This is a genomic window from Paenibacillus thailandensis, from assembly GCF_042685365.1.
In the GTDB taxonomy this organism is placed as follows: domain Bacteria; phylum Bacillota; class Bacilli; order Paenibacillales; family Paenibacillaceae; genus Paenibacillus_AP; species Paenibacillus_AP thailandensis.
On sequence record NZ_JBHUMY010000026.1, the window covers coordinates 1 to 16,847 of the forward strand.

The 16,847-nt window shown below is 56.3% G+C and carries 14 protein-coding genes; 5 read left to right on the forward strand and 9 right to left on the reverse strand.

From position 1 onward, the window contains the following. The 3 genes from ACFSW5_RS18795 to kapB form a co-directional block, all read right to left on the reverse strand. On the reverse strand, positions 1-892 hold an 892-nt coding region (locus ACFSW5_RS18795; protein WP_379276402.1), incomplete at its 3' end, for a YhgE/Pip domain-containing protein. A gap of 110 nt (positions 893-1,002) precedes the next feature. Continuing rightward, positions 1,003-1,623 (reverse strand): TetR/AcrR family transcriptional regulator, encoded by a 621-nt coding sequence (locus ACFSW5_RS18800; protein ID WP_379276404.1) that lies wholly within the window; start codon positions 1,621-1,623, stop codon positions 1,003-1,005. 155 nt (positions 1,624-1,778) lie between these two features. Continuing rightward, positions 1,779-2,192 (reverse strand): sporulation phosphorelay system protein KapB, encoded by a 414-nt coding sequence (gene kapB / locus ACFSW5_RS18805; RefSeq protein ID WP_379276406.1) that lies wholly within the window; start codon positions 2,190-2,192, stop codon positions 1,779-1,781. Positions 2,193-2,551: 359 nt separating this feature from the next. On the opposite strand from kapB, the gene ACFSW5_RS18810 reads away from it, so the two are divergent. The 3 genes from ACFSW5_RS18810 (at position 2,552) to ACFSW5_RS18820 (ending at position 5,976) form a co-directional block, all read left to right on the forward strand. Beyond that, the gene (locus tag ACFSW5_RS18810; protein ID WP_379276408.1) at positions 2,552-3,667 is read left to right on the forward strand and encodes an MGDG synthase family glycosyltransferase; all 1,116 of its coding nucleotides are present in this window, start codon (positions 2,552-2,554) and stop codon (positions 3,665-3,667) included. A 223-nt stretch (positions 3,668-3,890) separates the two neighbouring features. Continuing rightward, positions 3,891-5,093, forward strand: a complete 1,203-nt coding sequence (locus ACFSW5_RS18815; RefSeq protein WP_379276410.1) for an acyltransferase — start codon at positions 3,891-3,893, stop codon at positions 5,091-5,093. 13 nt (positions 5,094-5,106) lie between these two features. Next, positions 5,107-5,976 (forward strand): polysaccharide deacetylase family protein, encoded by an 870-nt coding sequence (locus ACFSW5_RS18820; protein ID WP_379276412.1) that lies wholly within the window; start codon positions 5,107-5,109, stop codon positions 5,974-5,976. Positions 5,977-6,092: 116 nt separating this feature from the next. Here ACFSW5_RS18820 and ACFSW5_RS18825 read toward each other — a convergent pair whose 3' ends face one another. The 3 genes from ACFSW5_RS18825 to ACFSW5_RS18835 form a co-directional block, all read right to left on the reverse strand. After that, a complete protein-coding gene (locus ACFSW5_RS18825; protein WP_379276414.1) occupies positions 6,093-7,133 on the reverse strand; it encodes a C40 family peptidase in 1,041 nt (346 codons plus the stop codon). Positions 7,134-7,454: 321 nt separating this feature from the next. Then, the gene (locus ACFSW5_RS18830) at positions 7,455-8,345 is read right to left on the reverse strand and encodes a cation diffusion facilitator family transporter (protein ID WP_379276488.1); all 891 of its coding nucleotides are present in this window, start codon (positions 8,343-8,345) and stop codon (positions 7,455-7,457) included. Positions 8,346-8,573: 228 nt separating this feature from the next. Next, positions 8,574-10,349 carry an ABC transporter substrate-binding protein gene (locus tag ACFSW5_RS18835; RefSeq protein WP_379276416.1) on the reverse strand — a complete coding sequence of 592 codons (1,776 nt, stop codon included), beginning with the start codon at positions 10,347-10,349 and terminating at the stop codon, positions 8,574-8,576. A 225-nt stretch (positions 10,350-10,574) separates the two neighbouring features. Here ACFSW5_RS18835 and ACFSW5_RS18840 point away from each other — a divergent pair, with 225 nt between their 5' ends. Beyond that, on the forward strand, positions 10,575-10,784 hold the full coding sequence (locus tag ACFSW5_RS18840) for a hypothetical protein (RefSeq protein ID WP_379276418.1): 210 nt from the start codon (positions 10,575-10,577) through the stop codon (positions 10,782-10,784). Between the two features lie 39 nt (positions 10,785-10,823). On the opposite strand, the gene ACFSW5_RS18845 is transcribed toward ACFSW5_RS18840, so the two are convergent. Both ACFSW5_RS18845 and ACFSW5_RS18850 read right to left on the reverse strand, forming a co-directional pair. Then, entirely contained in the window at positions 10,824-12,446 is a 1,623-nt protein-coding gene (locus ACFSW5_RS18845; protein ID WP_379276420.1) for an ABC-F family ATP-binding cassette domain-containing protein, read from the reverse strand. 254 nt (positions 12,447-12,700) lie between these two features. Further along, positions 12,701-13,759 (reverse strand): Gfo/Idh/MocA family protein, encoded by a 1,059-nt coding sequence (locus ACFSW5_RS18850; RefSeq protein WP_379276424.1) that lies wholly within the window; start codon positions 13,757-13,759, stop codon positions 12,701-12,703. Positions 13,760-14,128: 369 nt separating this feature from the next. On the opposite strand from ACFSW5_RS18850, the gene ACFSW5_RS18855 reads away from it, so the two are divergent. Next, positions 14,129-15,277, forward strand: coding sequence for a conserved virulence factor C family protein (locus ACFSW5_RS18855; protein WP_379276428.1), 1,149 nt, complete (start codon positions 14,129-14,131; stop codon positions 15,275-15,277). A 362-nt stretch (positions 15,278-15,639) separates the two neighbouring features. Here the strand turns inward: ACFSW5_RS18855 and ACFSW5_RS18860 are convergent, their stop codons facing one another. Continuing rightward, complete coding sequence (locus ACFSW5_RS18860; protein WP_379276430.1) at positions 15,640-16,824, reverse strand: transglutaminase domain-containing protein; 1,185 nt, start codon at positions 16,822-16,824, stop codon at positions 15,640-15,642. Positions 16,825-16,847 lie beyond the last annotated feature (23 nt).

The window sequence follows — 16,847 nt, forward strand, 5'->3', positions numbered from 1 at the left end:
CCAGCGACGCCGCTTGGCCGGCCAGCTCGGCTTCGCCTTGCCGCGCCGATTCGAGGCCGGCCGCCAGCTTGCCGCCGGCCCCGGCCGTTTCGGCCGCGCCGCCGTGCAGACTGTCCGCCGCCGCTTGCAGCTGCGCGAGGCCGTCCGAAAGCCCGCCCGTTCCGGCCGATAAACGCTCTGCGCCGGCAGACAGCTCCGATGTGCCGGAAGCCAGCTCCGTTACGCCGCTTTCAAGCTGCAGCGATCCGTCTGCCAGCTTCGCCAGATTTCTTTGCAGCAGCTCGGCGCCGTCCTTCGCCTGTTCGGCTCCGTCATGCAGCTCCGCCGCTCCGCCGCTTGCTTCCCGGAAGCCTTCCGCCGCTTGGCCGAACGAATCGAACACCGATTCGGCATAAGCCTTCGTGACTTCGGCGGACACCTCGTTTTTCAGTTTTTCGATGGCGCTGTCCCCGATTTTCCCCGCCAAATAATTGCTTCCGTCGTTTTTCAAATAGACGAGGGAAGCCGGCTGCGGATTTTCGTCCATTAACGTGGCCGCTTGCTTGGAGAAATTATCCGGCACTTCGACCGCCAAATAATATTCCCCGTTATTCAGTCCGGCTTCCGCGGCTTCCTTGCTGACGAAATCCCATTGAAACTCGTCGTTGTCCTTCAGCCTTTCGACCAAATCGCGGCCGACGCCGATGCTTTTCCCGTCGAGCACCGCCCCCGCATCCTCGTTTACGACCGCCACCGGCAGCTTGCTCAGCTGGCCGTAAGGATCCCAGAAAGCGCCGATCAGCATGCCGCTGTACATAATAGGGATAAGCAAAATGCCGATAAACGAAACAAGCATTTTTTTATTTTTTAGTATAGCCCGCATCTCCGAGCCAAATGACTTTAAAGCCTGCATCTCGCCGTTCCTCCTATCCGTCCTCGCTTAACCGAACTGACCGATTTATTCATTTGGTCACTCCAATCCAAAATAAAAGCCTGCCATCGTAGCCAATGGCACGGCCGTTATTATCTCGCTTCCAGCCCGGAGCGAAACAACTGAGTGAAATATTCCGCAATCCGCTCCCTCGGCAAAGGCTCGAACCTATCGTTCCAGTCCGTCGAAAGCGCCAAATAAAGCTTCAGCATCGAATAGGCGGTGACCATCGTGTTGCCCGGCCGGATCTCGCCCTTGTCCGCAGCGGCCCTCACTTCCCGCTCGATATAATCGACGACGGAATGCTCGAGGCTGTGCAGCCCCTCCTTCGCGACCTGGGTTCCGATATCCCGAACCTCCTGGGAAAGCTTCACGAACAAAGCATGCTGGTCGCGGTACACCAATATGCGGTTCAGCACGTTCGCCAGATTGTCGAAAAACGGCAAATCGCGGTCGATCGCCTCCTCCGCCACGTTTCTAAGCTCCTGCTTGAACGATTCGATGATTGCGCCGAACAGCTCCTCTTTCGTTTCAAAAAAAGTGTATATCGTTCCTTTGCCAACGCCCGCCAGCTTCGCGACGAGCTCCATCGTCGTCGCTTTATAGCCGAACGTGGCGAAAGAGCGGCCGGCGGCTTCAATGATCTGCCGTTTGCGGTCCGTTTCCAGCGATCTCTCCTCCTCATGGAATGACCAGAAATATAATCCGGTCATCTGGTCATATTGACAGTATAACAGCAGCCGCTTGGCAAAGCAACCGGGCGGCCTCCCTGGACTAAAGCCCAATCTTCACAACAAAACGCTCCCCGGTGCGGCGGCTTGCCCGTTACCGGCCCATCTGGCGGCAACGGGCGCGCAACCGCGGCTTTCTACAGCCGGTAATCGGCTCGCAGCACGCGGAGCGTATCGATACTTCGCTCGATCCAGCGTTTGTACCGGTCGTCCGCCCCTTCCAGCGAAGCGGCCAGCTCCTCCGTCTGCTTGTCGAGCGCTTCCGCCAGGGAGGCCGAATAATCCGGCACTTCTCCCCCGAACGGCTCGATGTCCCGAAGAAGAACGGTCGATTTTTCCGTATAGCTTAACGCCCGGCGCTCATGAAACAGCGGAACGTCGGGATCGTACGGATGATGAAGATCGCCTTGCTGCGGATGCCGGACGACCGCCAAAATTTTGACCACGGCGCGCGGTCCGTAAAATTCCGATATTTCGCCTATGTACCTTCCCGTGCGGATATCCGCAAGCACGAGGCTGCCAACGGATAATTGTTGTTTTTCGGGCTCCATACGACTTGTCCCCTTTCCGTCTTTCGATTACAATTTATATTCTAACATCTTTTTCCTCCGCGGAAACGGCTTCGTTCCGTCTTAAGGCTTCCGGCGCCTAAAAAACGTCTTCACACGATAAATGCTTGTATTCGCAGGGCGTCAAGAAGTAATATGGAAATGAGATAACGGTGTGAGCGCTCGGCTGACGCCTCGCTTGAATGGCTAAGATTAGGCTTAACGGAGAAGGATAAGCCATATACATGAGTAACGTACGAAACGAACATAGGCTAACGCCGCAAGCGGCAGCTTGTATCGCCGGTCGGAATTGAGACGGAGAACCTTCTTCTACCGATCCGGCAAGAAAAGTAGGTGATTGAATGCGTAAAAAAAGAGTGATGCTGCTGTCCGAAGGTTTCGGGAGCGGGCATAATCAGGCCGCTTACGCGCTTGCGGCCAGTCTGCGGCGGTTATGTCCCGGCATCTCCACTCGCGTGTTTGAGCTAGGCAAGTTCCTCAACCCGAGAATTGGTCCGTTAATCGTCTCGGCCTATCGCAAGACGGTGAGCAAACAGCCGAAAGTCGTGGGGCTGATGTACCGCAGCAATTATGAGAAGTCACTCAACCGATTCACGCAGCTGGCACTTCACCGAATGTTTTATACCCATACATCGCAGGTTATTTCTCAGCTTAAACCGGACGCCATCATATGCACCCATCCCGTTCCGAACGCGGTCGTAGGCCGCTTGAAGCGGCTTGGATTGAATACGCCGCTCTACACCGTCATTACCGACTACGACGCGCACGGCTCCTGGATCAATCAGGAAGTGAACAAGTTTCTCGTATCGACGACGGTCGTTCGCGACAAGCTCGTTGACCGCGGCGTTGCGCCGTCGCGCATCGAGGTGACGGGCATTCCGGTCCATCCGGACTTCTGGACCCGGGGAGACCGTCAGGAGGGTCTGAGGCATTTCGGCTTGAAGGATATGCCTACCGTTCTTGTAATGGGCGGCGGCTGGGGATTGTTGTATGAAGATGAACTGCTGGAATATATGACGCAATGGCGCGATAAGGTTCAGCTTATTTTTTGCGTCGGCCAGAATGAAAAGGTTCAGGAAGAGATGCAGTCCAATCCGATTTTTAATCATCCGAACATACGGATTATGGGTTTTACCCGGGAGATCAGCAAGCTGATGGATATCGCCGACGTCCTTGTCACGAAGCCGGGGGGCATGACCTGCACGGAAGGCATGAGCAAAGGAATTCCGATGCTGTTCTACCATCCGATTCCGGGGCAGGAGGAAGAGAACTGCGAATATTTCGTCCGGAACGGATTCGGCGAAGTGCTTGATTCGAAGGCGACGATAGACAAATGGTTTACGATGATCCAGGAGCATCAAACGGCGGAGCAGTTCCGCAGCCAGCTTCTGGCGCGACGCAATCAACAATACGATCCGGCAGCATGTACGCAAGCCGTCCTGCGATTTTTGCAGTGACGGTTTTTTTCTGCTTAATTTTCATGTTATTTTTCATGGACCGCAACCTTCGGGTAAGCTTTAGCGTCTAAACAACGAAAGAAGCTGAAATTTAGCATTTTACTTATAACCTGCTAATCTGGGATACTTTTACACATTGTTCCGAATGTTCATTTGGTCTATACTGTCTTGGTTGCCGATCATGATAGAATAACTAGACTTCGGAAAGGAGTTGGTCGTAAGCATGAGCACGGCGATTACTCGCAGAGACAAGATTCCCGAGCTTCAGCTGGTTCGGGCCTTCGCCATTATCGGCGTATTGTCGGTGCATTCGACTTCCTTTGCAACCGTGGAAATGATGAATTACCCGCATGCCAGCTTCCTTTACAATTTTTTTAATATATTCATGAAGTTCGGAACCCCTACTTTTATATTGCTAAGCAGCTTCGTTCTGTTCTATAACTATTACAGCAGACCTTTAGACCGCAGTTTGATAGGCGGGTTTTACAAGAAAAGACTTTTATATATCATTATCCCGTATTTGCTGTTTTCGCTGGTCTATTTCGTCAACTACCGGATCCACAGCAGCACCGCCCTTTCCGCCGGAGAGACGCTGCGTCAGTTATGGCAGGACGTTGCGACCGGAACCGCAAATACGCATCTGTACTTTGTTTTTATAAGCATTCAGTTTTATTTGCTGTTTCCGCTGTTTTTATGGCTGCTGAAACGGTTCCCCGCCCTTGCGGCATGTGCCGTTCCGATCGGGATCGCGATCCAATGGGCGTTCGTGCTGGTGAACAAGTACGGGCTGGCCGAGCCGGTGCCGAATAAAGGCAGCTGGTCGTTATCGTATTTTTCTTATTATTTCATGGGAGCCGCTTTAGGCATTTATTTTCCGAGAATCAAAAACTGGATCGTCATGTCGCGCGAGCATGCAACGCCGGTTAAAATCGCTGCATGGACGCTGCTTTGGGCCGCATGGCTGGCCGCCGGCCTCAGCCACGTTTATATATGGCACCAGACCCGGACGGGAGCCGGAAGCTATAACTCGCTGCTGTACGAAGGGCTTTGGAACCTGCACACGTTTTTGTCCGCCCTGGTGCTCATGCAGCTGGCGTTTGTCATTTACCGTTATGTTTCCGGACCGCTCGCGAGCGTGCTGGGCCATCTCGGCGCCATGTCGTTCGGCATTTACTTGATCCATCCGCTGTTTCTGTATTATTACCGCTTGTTTCATCCGCAAGCCGGTTCGCCGTATATTCATGTCTGGTATTTAGGAGGGTTCGCCGTCGCGCTGATCGCCTCATGGGCCGTCGTAACGTTGACCGCACGGTATGTGCCTTTCAACTGGATTATATTCGGCAGCTTGCCGAAACGCCGTACCGGAGCCGATAAGCCGGCCCATCAAGCCCGGAAGCAGCAAACTCCCAAACAACTCGAGGCATAAGGGGAAGCTATCGTTGAAGATTAGGCATGTTATAACGCTTTTGGCCATGCTGCAGCTTGCGCTGCTGCCCGCGGCGGCGTTCCAGGCGGACGCCGCCGCTTTGGCCCATTACAAGGATAAGGCAATTGTCCTGATGTATCACGACCTGGCTTATGCCGAGAGCAAAACAAGGTCCGCTACCATTACGCCGGCCCGTCTCGGATCGCATCTGAAAACATTGAAGGACAACGGCTACAATGTGATTAGTATCGAGCAATTTTACGATTTTATGCTGAACGGGGGCAAGGTGCCGGAGAACGCGGTCGTTCTGACGTTCGACGACGGCTACGAAAGCTTTTATTCCCTCGCCGCCCCCGTTCTGAAAAAATACGGCATGAAAGCCGCCAATTTCGTCATCGGAAGCTCGACCGACCTGAACGACAAAGAAACGAAGCATATGACGTGGGAGCAGATGAAAAAGCTGAAGAAGGAAGGCTTCAGCTTTTACAGCCATACATACGATTTGCATTATTACGCCCCGCTGAACGAGAAAGGCACCCGGACGGGGCCGGCTTTGATGCACCGAATTTATTCCGCCGCTAGAGGAGGGCAGGAAACGTTAAACGAATATAAGGCGAGAGTCGCATCCGATTTGAATCTGATGGAGAGCAAGCTCGCCGGACAGCTTGGCAACACGTATCAAATGTTGTCTTACCCGTACGGCGAATACAACAACATGTCCAAAAAACTCGCCAAGGAAGCCGGCATCGGCTTATTTTTCACGATTGAACCGGGCATTAACCAAGCCGGCGACGACACCGTCCGCCGAATCAATGCCGGAACGCCCGCCATGAGCGGAGCCAAGCTGCTGGAGACGCTCCGGGCCTACGATCAGCCGCTTTAGCTGACCGGTGCCGCATTGCGCCTGCAGCCGTCGTGCCGCCGCTTGGGGTTTATGAAAACAAAGGGAAGCTTCGACTCACCGCCGAAAGCGACGGGTCGAAGCTTCCCTTTGTTTTGCTACAGCGCGCTGCCGCCGAACAAGAAGCGGTATTCCCAATGCGTGCCTTTAATGCTGCTTATTTTGACTCCGCCGCTTGCGACGGAATACGTGTGCAATATTTTGCCGTCGCCCAAATAAATCCCGTCGTGCGAAATGCGGGCGGTCGATTTGTTGATCCCGGCGTAAGCCGAAGCGGTTGTCCCTTTATAGTCCGTAAAGAACATCAGATCTCCCCGCTTCAGCTTGGTCCAATCCGTTACGGCGTTGCCTTTGCTTTTGACGTATGCCCCTTGCGAAGAGGAATCTGCGGGCAGCTTGATGCCAAGGGCGTCGAGGAACGCCTGGCGGACAAAGTCCGAGCAGTCAAACGTTGACGTGTCGTAACGGCTGGAGCCGTATTCGTACGGCGTACCCAAATATTTCATGCCGGCCGCGATGACGGCTTCGACTTGCTCGCTGGAAGTCGCCGTACCGCTGCCTGAACCGTTGTCGCTGCCGCTTGAGCCGCTTCCGCTCCCCTCGGAGCTTCCGCCGCCGATCGTGCCGTTTACGGTTATGTATTGCGACTGAGAGCTGACGTAACCTGTCGTGCCGCCGCTGTCCTTCACTTGATACCAATAGCTGTTCGGCCGGGACAGGATTTGAACCGTTTCCCCCGCCTTCAAATACCGGATGCGCGAAGCCGAAGTCGACGCCCCGGTCCGGAACGATACCGACTTCAGAATCGTGCCCGCCGCTCCGGACGTTTCGGAAGATTCGGAGCCGGAAGTAATCGTTGTATATTTGGAGGATGCGGACAAATAGCCGGTCGTGCCGTTTTGGTCGGTCGCTTTGTACCACGATGCGTTCACTTTCTCGATAATCGTAACGGTTTCGCCTTTACTCAACATACGAATGACCTTCGACGATGAAGAAGGCTCCGTGCGGAAGTTGACGCCGTAAACGACCTTCGCCGTTTGCGCGGCCGCCTCTGCCGGCACCACGGCCGCAACCGGGCTGGCGAGCAGCGCCGCGGCAAGTCCCAACGTCATGATGCTTCGACTTGTTATGTTTTTCAATCGATGCGCCTCCTTATGCTTGTACCTATGATGGATTCCCACTCATTGTAGAAGCCGTAAGGAATCCCGGGCATCGGACTATGTTCCTATTGGAAACATTTGCATGGCCGATCTTTTCCAGCCTGAATTTGCCGACAAAAAGCAGAAAAAGACGTCCCCGTAACCGGGGACGCCTTGGCGGCGCATTCGCCGTCTGGCAAACATTACTGTCGTATCAAGGATTTGGGGCGGCGATTCCTTCATCTCAATTGCTTATTTCGCTACTATGGTCCTAGATTATGCCCCTTATCCATATTTTCCATCAATTACTATGCCGGCGAATCAACGAACGACAGCCGGGTCTTCGTTGGATAACGGCTCTACATGAACATGCACGCTCATAATGTTATGCTTTCGCTTCATCCGGCGCTCGATATCGTCGCAAATCGTATGGCTTTCGACGAGCGTAAGCTCCGGGTCTACCTGAACGATGACGTCGATCAGCACATGGCTGCCATGCGCGCGCGCTTTAATGTCTTTAATCGCCTTGACGCCTTTCGTTTGCGCAATCGTGCCGCGCAGCGTCGAAAGCTTCCTCTCGTCGAACCCGTCCGTGAGCGCATGGGTCGAGCTGTAAAAGATGTCCCACGCCGTCTTGCAAATAATGAGGCCGACGAACAACGCGGCTACCGGATCCAGCCAAGGCAGGCCAAGCTGGGCTCCGAAAATGCCCGCCGCAGCGCCGACACTGACAAGCGCGTCCGACAGGTTGTCCTTCGCGGCGGCTTGCAGCGCCAAATTGTTAATCCGCTTCGCCAGCCGGCTGTTGAACCAATAGACCCCGACCATGCAAACGGCCGCAAACAATGCGACATAAGCGGTAATTACGTTGGGCGTCTCCTCCGTGCCGGCGAACAGCTTCTGTACGGCCGTAATCAATACTTGAAGGCCTACGGTCGCCATAATGAACGACGCGATCAGGGCGGCGATCGTCTCTGCCCGAAAATGTCCGTACGGATGGTCTTCGTCCGGCGGTTTTTGCGAGATGCGCAGTCCGATCAGCACGGCCACAGATGCGATGATGTCCGTCAAGTTGTTAAAGCCGTCGGCGACAAGGGCGTCGGAAACGAACCAATAGCCCGCTCCAAGCTTCAAAGCGGACAGCGCAAGATAAGCCGAGATGCTGACCCAAGCGCCCTTCTCGCCTTGTTTAATCTCTTCATACTGATTCAGTGTACTTACCTGCCTTCGTCAAAAAAGTATAGCCGTATCATACCGCAGCGCCACCGTGTGGGTCTAGAGAAACAGTGTTGACCAAGTACGAGCTTTTATGCACCTGCGCAACAAATTGGTGACAGGCCATCTTTTACGGAGCAAAGCCCGGACGCTTCGCTTGAACGCGAGTCCGGGCTTTTGTCCCGCTGTGCCGCACGTGATCGGACCTTGCCGGCCGGCTTTCATTTATTCCCGCCAAACGTCTTTGAAATCGATCCAGCCGTGCTGATTGATCGTCACGCCTTTGAACGAAGGATGATAGTTCGTGTAAAACTTCGCGTGCAGCAGGAACGAAATCCTCGCCTCGTCCTTTAAACGGCGTTCAATCTCGCCGTAAAACGCCTGTCGCTCCTGCAATTGTTCAAAGCCAAGCGCAAGGTCGATTTTTTCCGTAATCCAGCTCTGCATCCCGGGATCCTGATACTCCTTGACGAAGCTTCCTTCCTGCACGTAGTTTTCGATCAGGCAAACTTCCTCTTCGGGAAAAACGATGGCATGGAGGATGGCGTCCGCTTCGCCGAGATAACGGTGGATGTTCTCGCTCGTTCCGATCAGCAGCCGCACTTCGATGCCAAACTCGGCGCAGCGCCGCGCAATCCATTCCGCGTCTTTCGCATGCTTGCCGTATGCGGCCAACGCGACCGGCTCTCCGTCGTAGCCCGCTTGTTTCAGAAGCTGGAGCACCTCCTGCCTTCCGCTATCCGTGTGGTCCCTCGGGGAATCCGGATCGAAGAAGAAACCCGACGCCGCACGGTCCCGGTAATCGCCCAGCTCCGCGATCATCGCGTTCCGGTCGATCAGCGCGTCGACCGCACGCCGAAAAGCAAGCGTCCGGTGCGGCCCGTCCTTGTTCATGTTCCAGGTCAACAAGGATGTGCAGCCGTCTTGCGACTCCTTCAGCTCCCAGCCGTTCTCCGGCTTGATTTCCCGTTCTTCCGGCTCGCACAACAGCTGCTGCCAGCTTAAGACGTCCCGATCCCGCCCGAGCAGGCCTTCCTCCGGCATGACGACGATGTCCACGCTGTCCAGATGCGGCCGCCCTTGATAATAATGCGGATTGGCCTGCAGAATGACCCGGTCCTCCGACCAGCTCTCGATCTGGAAGGGGCCCGTTCCGGCCGGACGGCGCCAGTAGTTGTCTTCGGATTGACCGCCCAGGTCGCACGGAAGAACAGACATCGCGACCGAGCATAAAAACCGTAAAAAAAGCCGGTTCGGCTTGTTTAGATATATTTTTACGATACGCGGGGAAATCGCCTCGGCTCGATCCAGCGTACGCACGATCCAGCCGTTTCGCCTTTCTCTCAGCCGTTCCAACGTATATACGACATCGGCGGCATTCAGTTCTTTGCCGTTATGGAAGATGACCCCTTTGCGAAGATGGAACGTCCATTCCATCCCCTCCGCGCCGCACTCCCAATGATGGGCGACGGCCGGTACGATTTTGCCGGTCCTGTCGGATTGAACCAAACGGTCGAACAGCTGCAAAATGAGATGCCCGGACAGCGAAAACATCGCTTCGGCCGGATCGAGCGTAACGATAGGCTGGTAGACCGGGAGACGCAGCACGTCGGTCCCTTCCTTCTGCTCCTTGCCGAAGCCGAATCGGCCGTTCATCCAGTCTACGAATCTTTCGCCCGCTCCCGTATCTCCGCCGTAAGCTCGCAGCAGCTCGTAAGCTTTGTTATATTCGCCCGCTTCGGCGTAGGACTTGGAGGCGCCGAACAACAACTCGCCCTTGTCGGCCAGAAAAACAAGCCTGGACCTGTTCCCCCTGCCCCGACCGGCTTTCCATTCTATAAGTCCTTCTTCCTCCAGCTTGCGCAGCACAAGCTTCGCGTTGCGCTCGGTGCAATAAAGCGCCTCGGCGATTTGCCCGAGCGAAGTTTCGGCCGACGCGCCGGCGCCACCGGCATTCCCGAACCGTTCGTATAATTCCAAATAACGTTCCAGCGCTTGCATGTGTGTCGGACCCGCCTCCCATGCAGAAACTGCTTCATCGTCCTGGAACAAGGACGGTCAGTTTCGGCGTGAAATATAAGACCATTTAAACTTATCAATTGTCAACGGTTAAAAAAAGAGGAAATCCAATAAGCGTATTCTACTCTTTTTACAAATATGCCGCGCCCTCATAATGATCTTAGCAAGGGAATGCAGCAGCTCCTTTGCAAAAGGAGGTCGATTATGATGATGGATAATCATTATACCGTACAGAAACTTCACGAGCTACGGGAGATTGAATTAGAGAAGCGGATTCGCTCGGGAGAATTCGTCGTATCCGAGGCGGAGCTTGACCGGCGGCGGCCTGCCGGCCGTTCGATTCGGGCTGCGGCGCAGGCGATGCTCCGGCTGATGAAGCCGGCGGGACGCCAAGCAAAAGGCCGCCCCGGCCGTTGATGGAACGGCTGGGCGGCCTCGCTATAGAGTCGTCTGCTATTAGTTGACTGCGTACATGCGCTCGCGTAGCGCTTTGATATCTTCGCTTTCCAGATATTCGTCGTACGTCGTCAGACGGTCGATGATGCCGTTAGGCGTAATTTCGATAATGCGGTTCGCGATCGTTTGCACGAACTGATGGTCATGCGACGTGAAGAGCACGGTGCAATCGGTATCGATTAGCCCGTTGTTGAGCGCCGTAATCGATTCGAGATCCAAGTGGTTGGTCGGTTCGTCCATAATAAGGACGTTCGCGCCGCTGAGCATCATTTTGGACAGCATGCAGCGAACTTTTTCGCCGCCGGACAATACGCTTGCTTTCTTGTTGCCGTCGTCGCCGGAGAACAGCATCCGGCCCAGGAACCCGCGGATGAACGTCTCGTCCGGGTCCTTCGAATATTGCCGCAGCCATTCTACGAGCGTCAGGTCGACGCCGTCGAAATAAGCCGAGTTGTCTTTCGGGAAGTACCCTTGGGTAATCGTGACGCCCCATTGGTATTTGCCTGCGTCCGGCTCGAGCTCGCCCATCAGCAGCTGGAACAATACCGTCTTCGGCAGGCCGTTCGGACCGACGAACGCGATTTTGTCGCCTTTATTGATCGTAAGGGTCAAGTTGTCGATAACCTTCTCGCCGTCGATCGATTTCGTCAAGCCTTCGATCAGCAGGATCGATTTGCCGGCCTCGCGCTCGCCTTTAAAGTTGATGAACGGATATTTCCGGTTCGACGGGCGGATGTCGTCGAGCGTAATTTTATCAAGCAGCTTCTTCCGGGAAGTCGCCTGCTTCGACTTGGACTTGTTGGCGCTGAAGCGCTGAATGAACGCCTGCAGCTCCTTGATCTTGTCTTCCTTCTTCTTGTTCGCTTCGCGCTGCAGCTGAAGCGCCAGCTGGCTGGACTCGTACCAGAAGTCGTAGTTGCCGACGTACAATTGAATTTTGCCGAAATCGATGTCCGCGATATGGGTGCAGACCGTATTCAGGAAGTGACGGTCGTGGCTGACGACGATAACCGTGCCTTCGTAATCGGCCAGGAAATCTTCCAGCCATTTGATGGACTCCATGTCCAAATGGTTGGTAGGCTCGTCAAGCAGCAAAATGTTCGGATCGCCGAACAAAGCTTGCGCGAGCAGGACGCGAACCTTCTCGTTGCCGCCGAGCTCGGCCATTTTTTTATCGTGCAGGTCGGGCGTGATTCCTAGTCCGTTAAGCAATTCGGCCGCTTGGGATTCCGCTTCCCACCCGTTCAGTTCGGCGAATTCCGCTTCCAGCTCGCCGGCGCGCATGCCGTCCTCGTCGGTAAAGTCGGCCTTGGCGTACAAGGCGTCCTTCTCCTTCATGACGTCGTACAGATGCTTATGGCCCATAATGACGGTTTCGAGCACTTGGAAATCGTCGTATTCGTAATGGTTCTGCTTCAGCACCGCCATCCGCTCGCCCGGCGTAATATGAACTTCGCCGTTCGTCGGCTCGATTTCGCCGGACAATATTTTCAGAAACGTCGATTTGCCCGCTCCGTTGGCCCCGATCAGGCCGTAACAGTTGCCGGGCGTGAACTTGATATTTACGTCTTCAAAAAGCGCCCGCTTCCCGTAACGAAGCGTGATGCCACTTGTACTGATCATATCGTTATATCCCATCCTTCTTGGCTTGAAATCTTAAGTCTAGCTTGCATCTCGAACCATTATAGCATAGTCTCGCGGCCAAACGGGATGGTATTGTTTATTTTTGCGGATTTCCGCCTCTGGCAACATTTGTCCGGGACACCCCGTGCTTCGACTCGCCGAAGAAACTCGCCAGACAAAAGCAAACGCCCGGCCAACCGCTAAAGGCTTGCCGGGCGTAAGGCTATATCGCCGTTGCCGATGCTTTTCCCCGATCAGTCCCAATGAAGCTTTACTTCGTTGCCGGTGCGGGACGATTCGTAAATCGCGTCGAGAATGCGGTTGTTCGTGTAACCGGTCATCGCCGACGTGATCGGCTCTTTGCCTTCCTTAATACAATCGACGAAATGCTCGCTAAGCAGCACGCGGTCGTTCCGATCGTCGGCGGGGGCGATCTCGGACGTGACGACCTCGTTGTCCTTGTGCGTCACGAACGTGCCGCTGCCGCCGACCATCGAGATGCCGCCCTCCGTTCCCATCAGATGCACGGTCGGCTCCTCGCTGATTGCCGCCGAATGCGCCGCCCAGCTGACGTCCAGCGCGAGAGTGGCCCCGTTGTCCAGCTTGATCAAGGCGGACGCCAAATCCTCTACGTCGAAATAGCCGTCCCAGTTCGGCGTACCCCAATTGCCGATGCCGCGCTTCTGCGGCCCGAATTCCGCATACGTCGAGCCGTAGACGGATACCGGCTTCGGATTGCCCATCAAATACAGCGTCAAATCGAGCATATGAACGCCGATGTCGATAAGCGGGCCGCCTCCGGCCAAGTCTTTGCGGGTAAACCAGGAGCCCCAGCCGGGAATGCCTTTTTTGCGCATGTAGCTTGTTTTGGCATTGTAAATCCGGCCCAGCTCCCCTTGCTCGATCCGCTCTTTGACAGCGCGCGCCAGGCCTCCCCACCGCATCTGATGCGGCAGCATGACGATTTTGCCGGATTTGCGCTGCTCTTCGACGACGGACCATGCCGCCGCGGAATCGATCGCCATCGGCTTCTCGAGCATGACGTGCTTGCCGTGCTTCAACGCTTCGATCGCCAGCTCCGCATGGAACTTGTTCGGAACCGCCACGATCACGGCGTCGATCGTCTTGTCATCGAACAGCTGCTGCGGCGTGGCCGCAACCGAAATGCCGTGCTCTTCCGCACGCTTCCCGGCAAGCTCCGCGCTCATGTCCGTCACGGCAACGACTTCCGCTCCTTGCACTTGCTTAAACGTCTTCATATGCACATCGCCAATGGCGCCTGCGCCGATTACACCGATTCGTACTGGATTCATCTTATGTCTCTCCCGGGCGGGACGCCTATGCCGTCGGCAAAAGCCCCGCATAAATTGTAAACGCTATAACCAGTATACATAAAAAGGCCGCGAACCGTCATTCTGTGAATTTGGCAATGTGTTGTCCGGGTTTGTCATAGGAGGGTCCCGCCTAGTGGTTTAACGCGGCTTTTGCAGCCGGGGAAACGAGGAATCGGCCATTAGCGCCCGCTCCGTTTTTCATGTAAACTAGACTATGAGCTAAACTTCTTATCGAAGTCGTTCGGGGATGCCCGCGCCCTCTTGTCCGCGGACAGACCGTGCCGAATGTGAAATAAGGCCGTTATATGCGAGCCGACGTACCGATTTTTCCCGAGGAGGTCTTAAGAGATGAAGCTATTGAATATTGAACCGACGCCAAGCCCCAACTCGATGAAGCTTAACATAGACGAAGCGCTGCCCCGCGGCGTTCGCCAATCGTTCACGAAGCAAGAAGCGGACAACGCGCCGGAGCCGCTTCGCAGCCTGCTTCGCATCGAAGGCGTGCGGAGCGTGTTCCGCACCGCCGATTTTATTGCGCTGGACCGCGTGTCGAGCGCGGATTGGGCCGTCATTCTGAGCGAAGCCCGGCAGCTGCTTGGCAACGAGACGGAAGCCGGCGGAACGGCGGCCGAGACCGGCGCAGACAGCTTCGGCGAAGCGCATGTGCTCGTGCAGATGTATCGGGGCATTCCGATTCAGGTGCGGGTAAAAGCCGGCGACCGCGAAGTGCGTTCGGCGCTGCCGCAGCCGTTCACGGAAGCCGTAACCGCCGCGGCCGGCTCCACGATGATCCGCGAGCGCAAGCTGGAGGAATTCGGCGTCCGTTACGGCGAGCTGGAGGAAATTGCGGCGGAAGTCGTCAAGGAGCTGGAAGCTTCCTACCCGCCTGAACGGCTGCAGGCGCTTATTGAAGAAGCGAAGGCGCAGGGCGCTAGCGCGGCCGAGCCGGTTCCGCCTTCAAGGCCCGCTCCTCTGTCGGGCGAACAAGTTGCCGAGGCGTTCGAGCTTGACGACTGGAAGCTGCGCTATGCCGCCTTCGACCGCCTGTCGCCGGAGCCGGAACATCTTCCGCTCATTGCCCGCGCGCTGAAGGACGAGAACATGTCGATCCGCCGCCTTGCCGTCGTCTACCTCGGCGACCTGCGCACGCCGGAAGCGATGCCTTATTTGTTCGAAGCGCTGAAGGACCCTTCCGCAGCCGTCCGGAGAACGGCCGGCGACACGCTCTCCGACTGGGGCGATCCGGCGGCGACGGGCCCGATGATCGAAGCGCTTCGCGATCCGAACAAGCTGGTCCGCTGGCGCGCAGCCCGCTTCCTCTACGAGGCCGGCGACGAAACGGCGCTGGAGGCGCTCCGCGTAGCGGCGGAAGATAAAGAATTCGAGATCCGGCTTCAAGCGCAAATGGCGCTGGAGCGGATCGAGCGCGGCGAAGAAGCCGCCGGTTCGGTGTGGCAGCAGATGACCGCCGCGCGCAACCGCGAGAACGGGGAATAATCGCAAGCGGAACGCTAACGAATCGTAATGCTCTTATTTGAGCGAATTGCGAAAATTATCCAAACGAACGAACTCCAGAGGCGTTATTGGGCTGCAATGGGAACGAATAACCGTTCCGAGCCGGAAATAGCGCTTCTGGAGTTCGTTATATTTTCATTCGGTTGTTCGAGGGGCAAATAACGGGTGCCGGGTTCGTCCAAAATGGTCTAACAGGTTTCGAACGGGCCCCTCCGGCTGCTTGCGGATTCATACAAGGCCGGGGCTGGCCAAATCGCAGCTTGGGAACTTCCCGGCTCAAGTCCTCGTCACGGCCGCCAATCATGCAGAGCCGCCTGCTCGCCCGTTCGCGCAAGCGGCTGCGCTCACCCCGCCGTCAGCTCCAGCGTGACGAGCACGGACCCGTCCGTGCCGTACGGCTCGTACGTCGCCTTGTAGCCGGCCGGCCGGCTTAGCCCGTTAACGGCCGCTTTCAGATCCTCGGCGAGCCGCTCCCCCTGCTCGTACCGGAATTGCAAGGCGCCCGCCTTCGCTTGCAGCGCCTGCTCAAGCCTCGCGGTCAACTGCCGTACGCCGTTTACCGTGTACTCCGGCTCCAGCCAGTGAAGGCCGAGCTGCCGCTGCAGCTCCGCGAATACGGCTTGCTGTCCGCTGCCGCCGCTCTTCGCGAGCCGGCGGACCGTGTCCGCATAATCCGTATCGGCCGCCGGATACGCGAGCGTCCAGGAATGGTCCTTTCGAAGCTGCTCGTCGGTCCGCAAATAATACGTGTAGCGGATGCGGCCGTCTTTGGACGCCCCTCCGTCCCTTGCAACCGGATCGTCCCATGTCAGATCGAGATGGTACCACCGGCCGTCGAGCATCACCATGTTCCAGGCATGCTGCTCACCGGTGTTGACCTCCCCTTCGGCGATGCGCGCCGTAATTCCGGCTTCCGTCAGCATGCGGTAGCCGAGCAGCGAATAGCCTTGGCAAACGGCCAATCCTTCCTTCAACGCTTCATAAGCGGTATACCGCTTAAGGCCGGTATCGTAGTCCACGTTCGAAACAACCCAGTCGTGGATCGCTTTCACCCGTTCATGATCGTTCATGCCCGGCTCGATTATCCGACCGAGAATTTGCCGGACCTCGGCCGTCACCGCCTCCGATTGCTCCTTCGTTTCCCGGTAGCGGGCTTCGATATGGATCGTCGAGCGGTCGCCGATGCTGCGGATCGTGTACACATAGGATGCGAGCGAATAACGAACGTAGTCGTCCTGCGCGAGCGCCTCGCGTATGCGGTCCGGCAGTTCCTTCGCCAGCTTGTCGCGGTCCCCTTCGTATACGGCGTCGAAGCGGCTTTCCCGGCTCGCGAAGCCTGCGGCCAAATCCCGAATAAGCCGCTCCTCCGCGCTCATTCCTCTTACGCCGTCCGCCGCCGCTTCCTCGCCTTCCGCCCTCGCGGCCAAAACATGCTCCCTTATTGCGTCCCGCTCGCTCCAAGCGAATGCCGCCGCTATAAGGACGGCAAGAGCCGTCCACCTAATGCCGCCTCGTTTGCGTCTCGGCATTGCGCACCTCCTTTCCTCTGCTT

Bases quoted from the DNA above. Each gene is read 5' to 3' on its own strand.
- ACFSW5_RS18855 (WP_379276428.1), top strand. From the start codon at position 14,129: ATGAAGCTATTGAATATTGAACCGACGCCAAGCCCCAACTCGATGAAG.
- ACFSW5_RS18835 (WP_379276416.1), bottom strand. From the start codon at position 10,349: ATGCAAGCGCTGGAACGTTATTTGGAATTATACGAACGGTTCGGGAAT.
- ACFSW5_RS18800 (WP_379276404.1), bottom strand. From the start codon at position 1,623: ATGACCGGATTATATTTCTGGTCATTCCATGAGGAGGAGAGATCGCTG.
- ACFSW5_RS18850 (WP_379276424.1), bottom strand. From the start codon at position 13,759: ATGAATCCAGTACGAATCGGTGTAATCGGCGCAGGCGCCATTGGCGAT.
- ACFSW5_RS18815 (WP_379276410.1), top strand. From the start codon at position 3,891: ATGAGCACGGCGATTACTCGCAGAGACAAGATTCCCGAGCTTCAGCTG.
- ACFSW5_RS18845 (WP_379276420.1), bottom strand. From the start codon at position 12,446: ATGATCAGTACAAGTGGCATCACGCTTCGTTACGGGAAGCGGGCGCTT.
- ACFSW5_RS18840 (WP_379276418.1), top strand. From the start codon at position 10,575: ATGATGGATAATCATTATACCGTACAGAAACTTCACGAGCTACGGGAG.
- ACFSW5_RS18810 (WP_379276408.1), top strand. From the start codon at position 2,552: ATGCGTAAAAAAAGAGTGATGCTGCTGTCCGAAGGTTTCGGGAGCGGG.
- kapB (WP_379276406.1), bottom strand. From the start codon at position 2,192: ATGGAGCCCGAAAAACAACAATTATCCGTTGGCAGCCTCGTGCTTGCG.
- ACFSW5_RS18860 (WP_379276430.1), bottom strand. From the start codon at position 16,824: ATGCCGAGACGCAAACGAGGCGGCATTAGGTGGACGGCTCTTGCCGTC.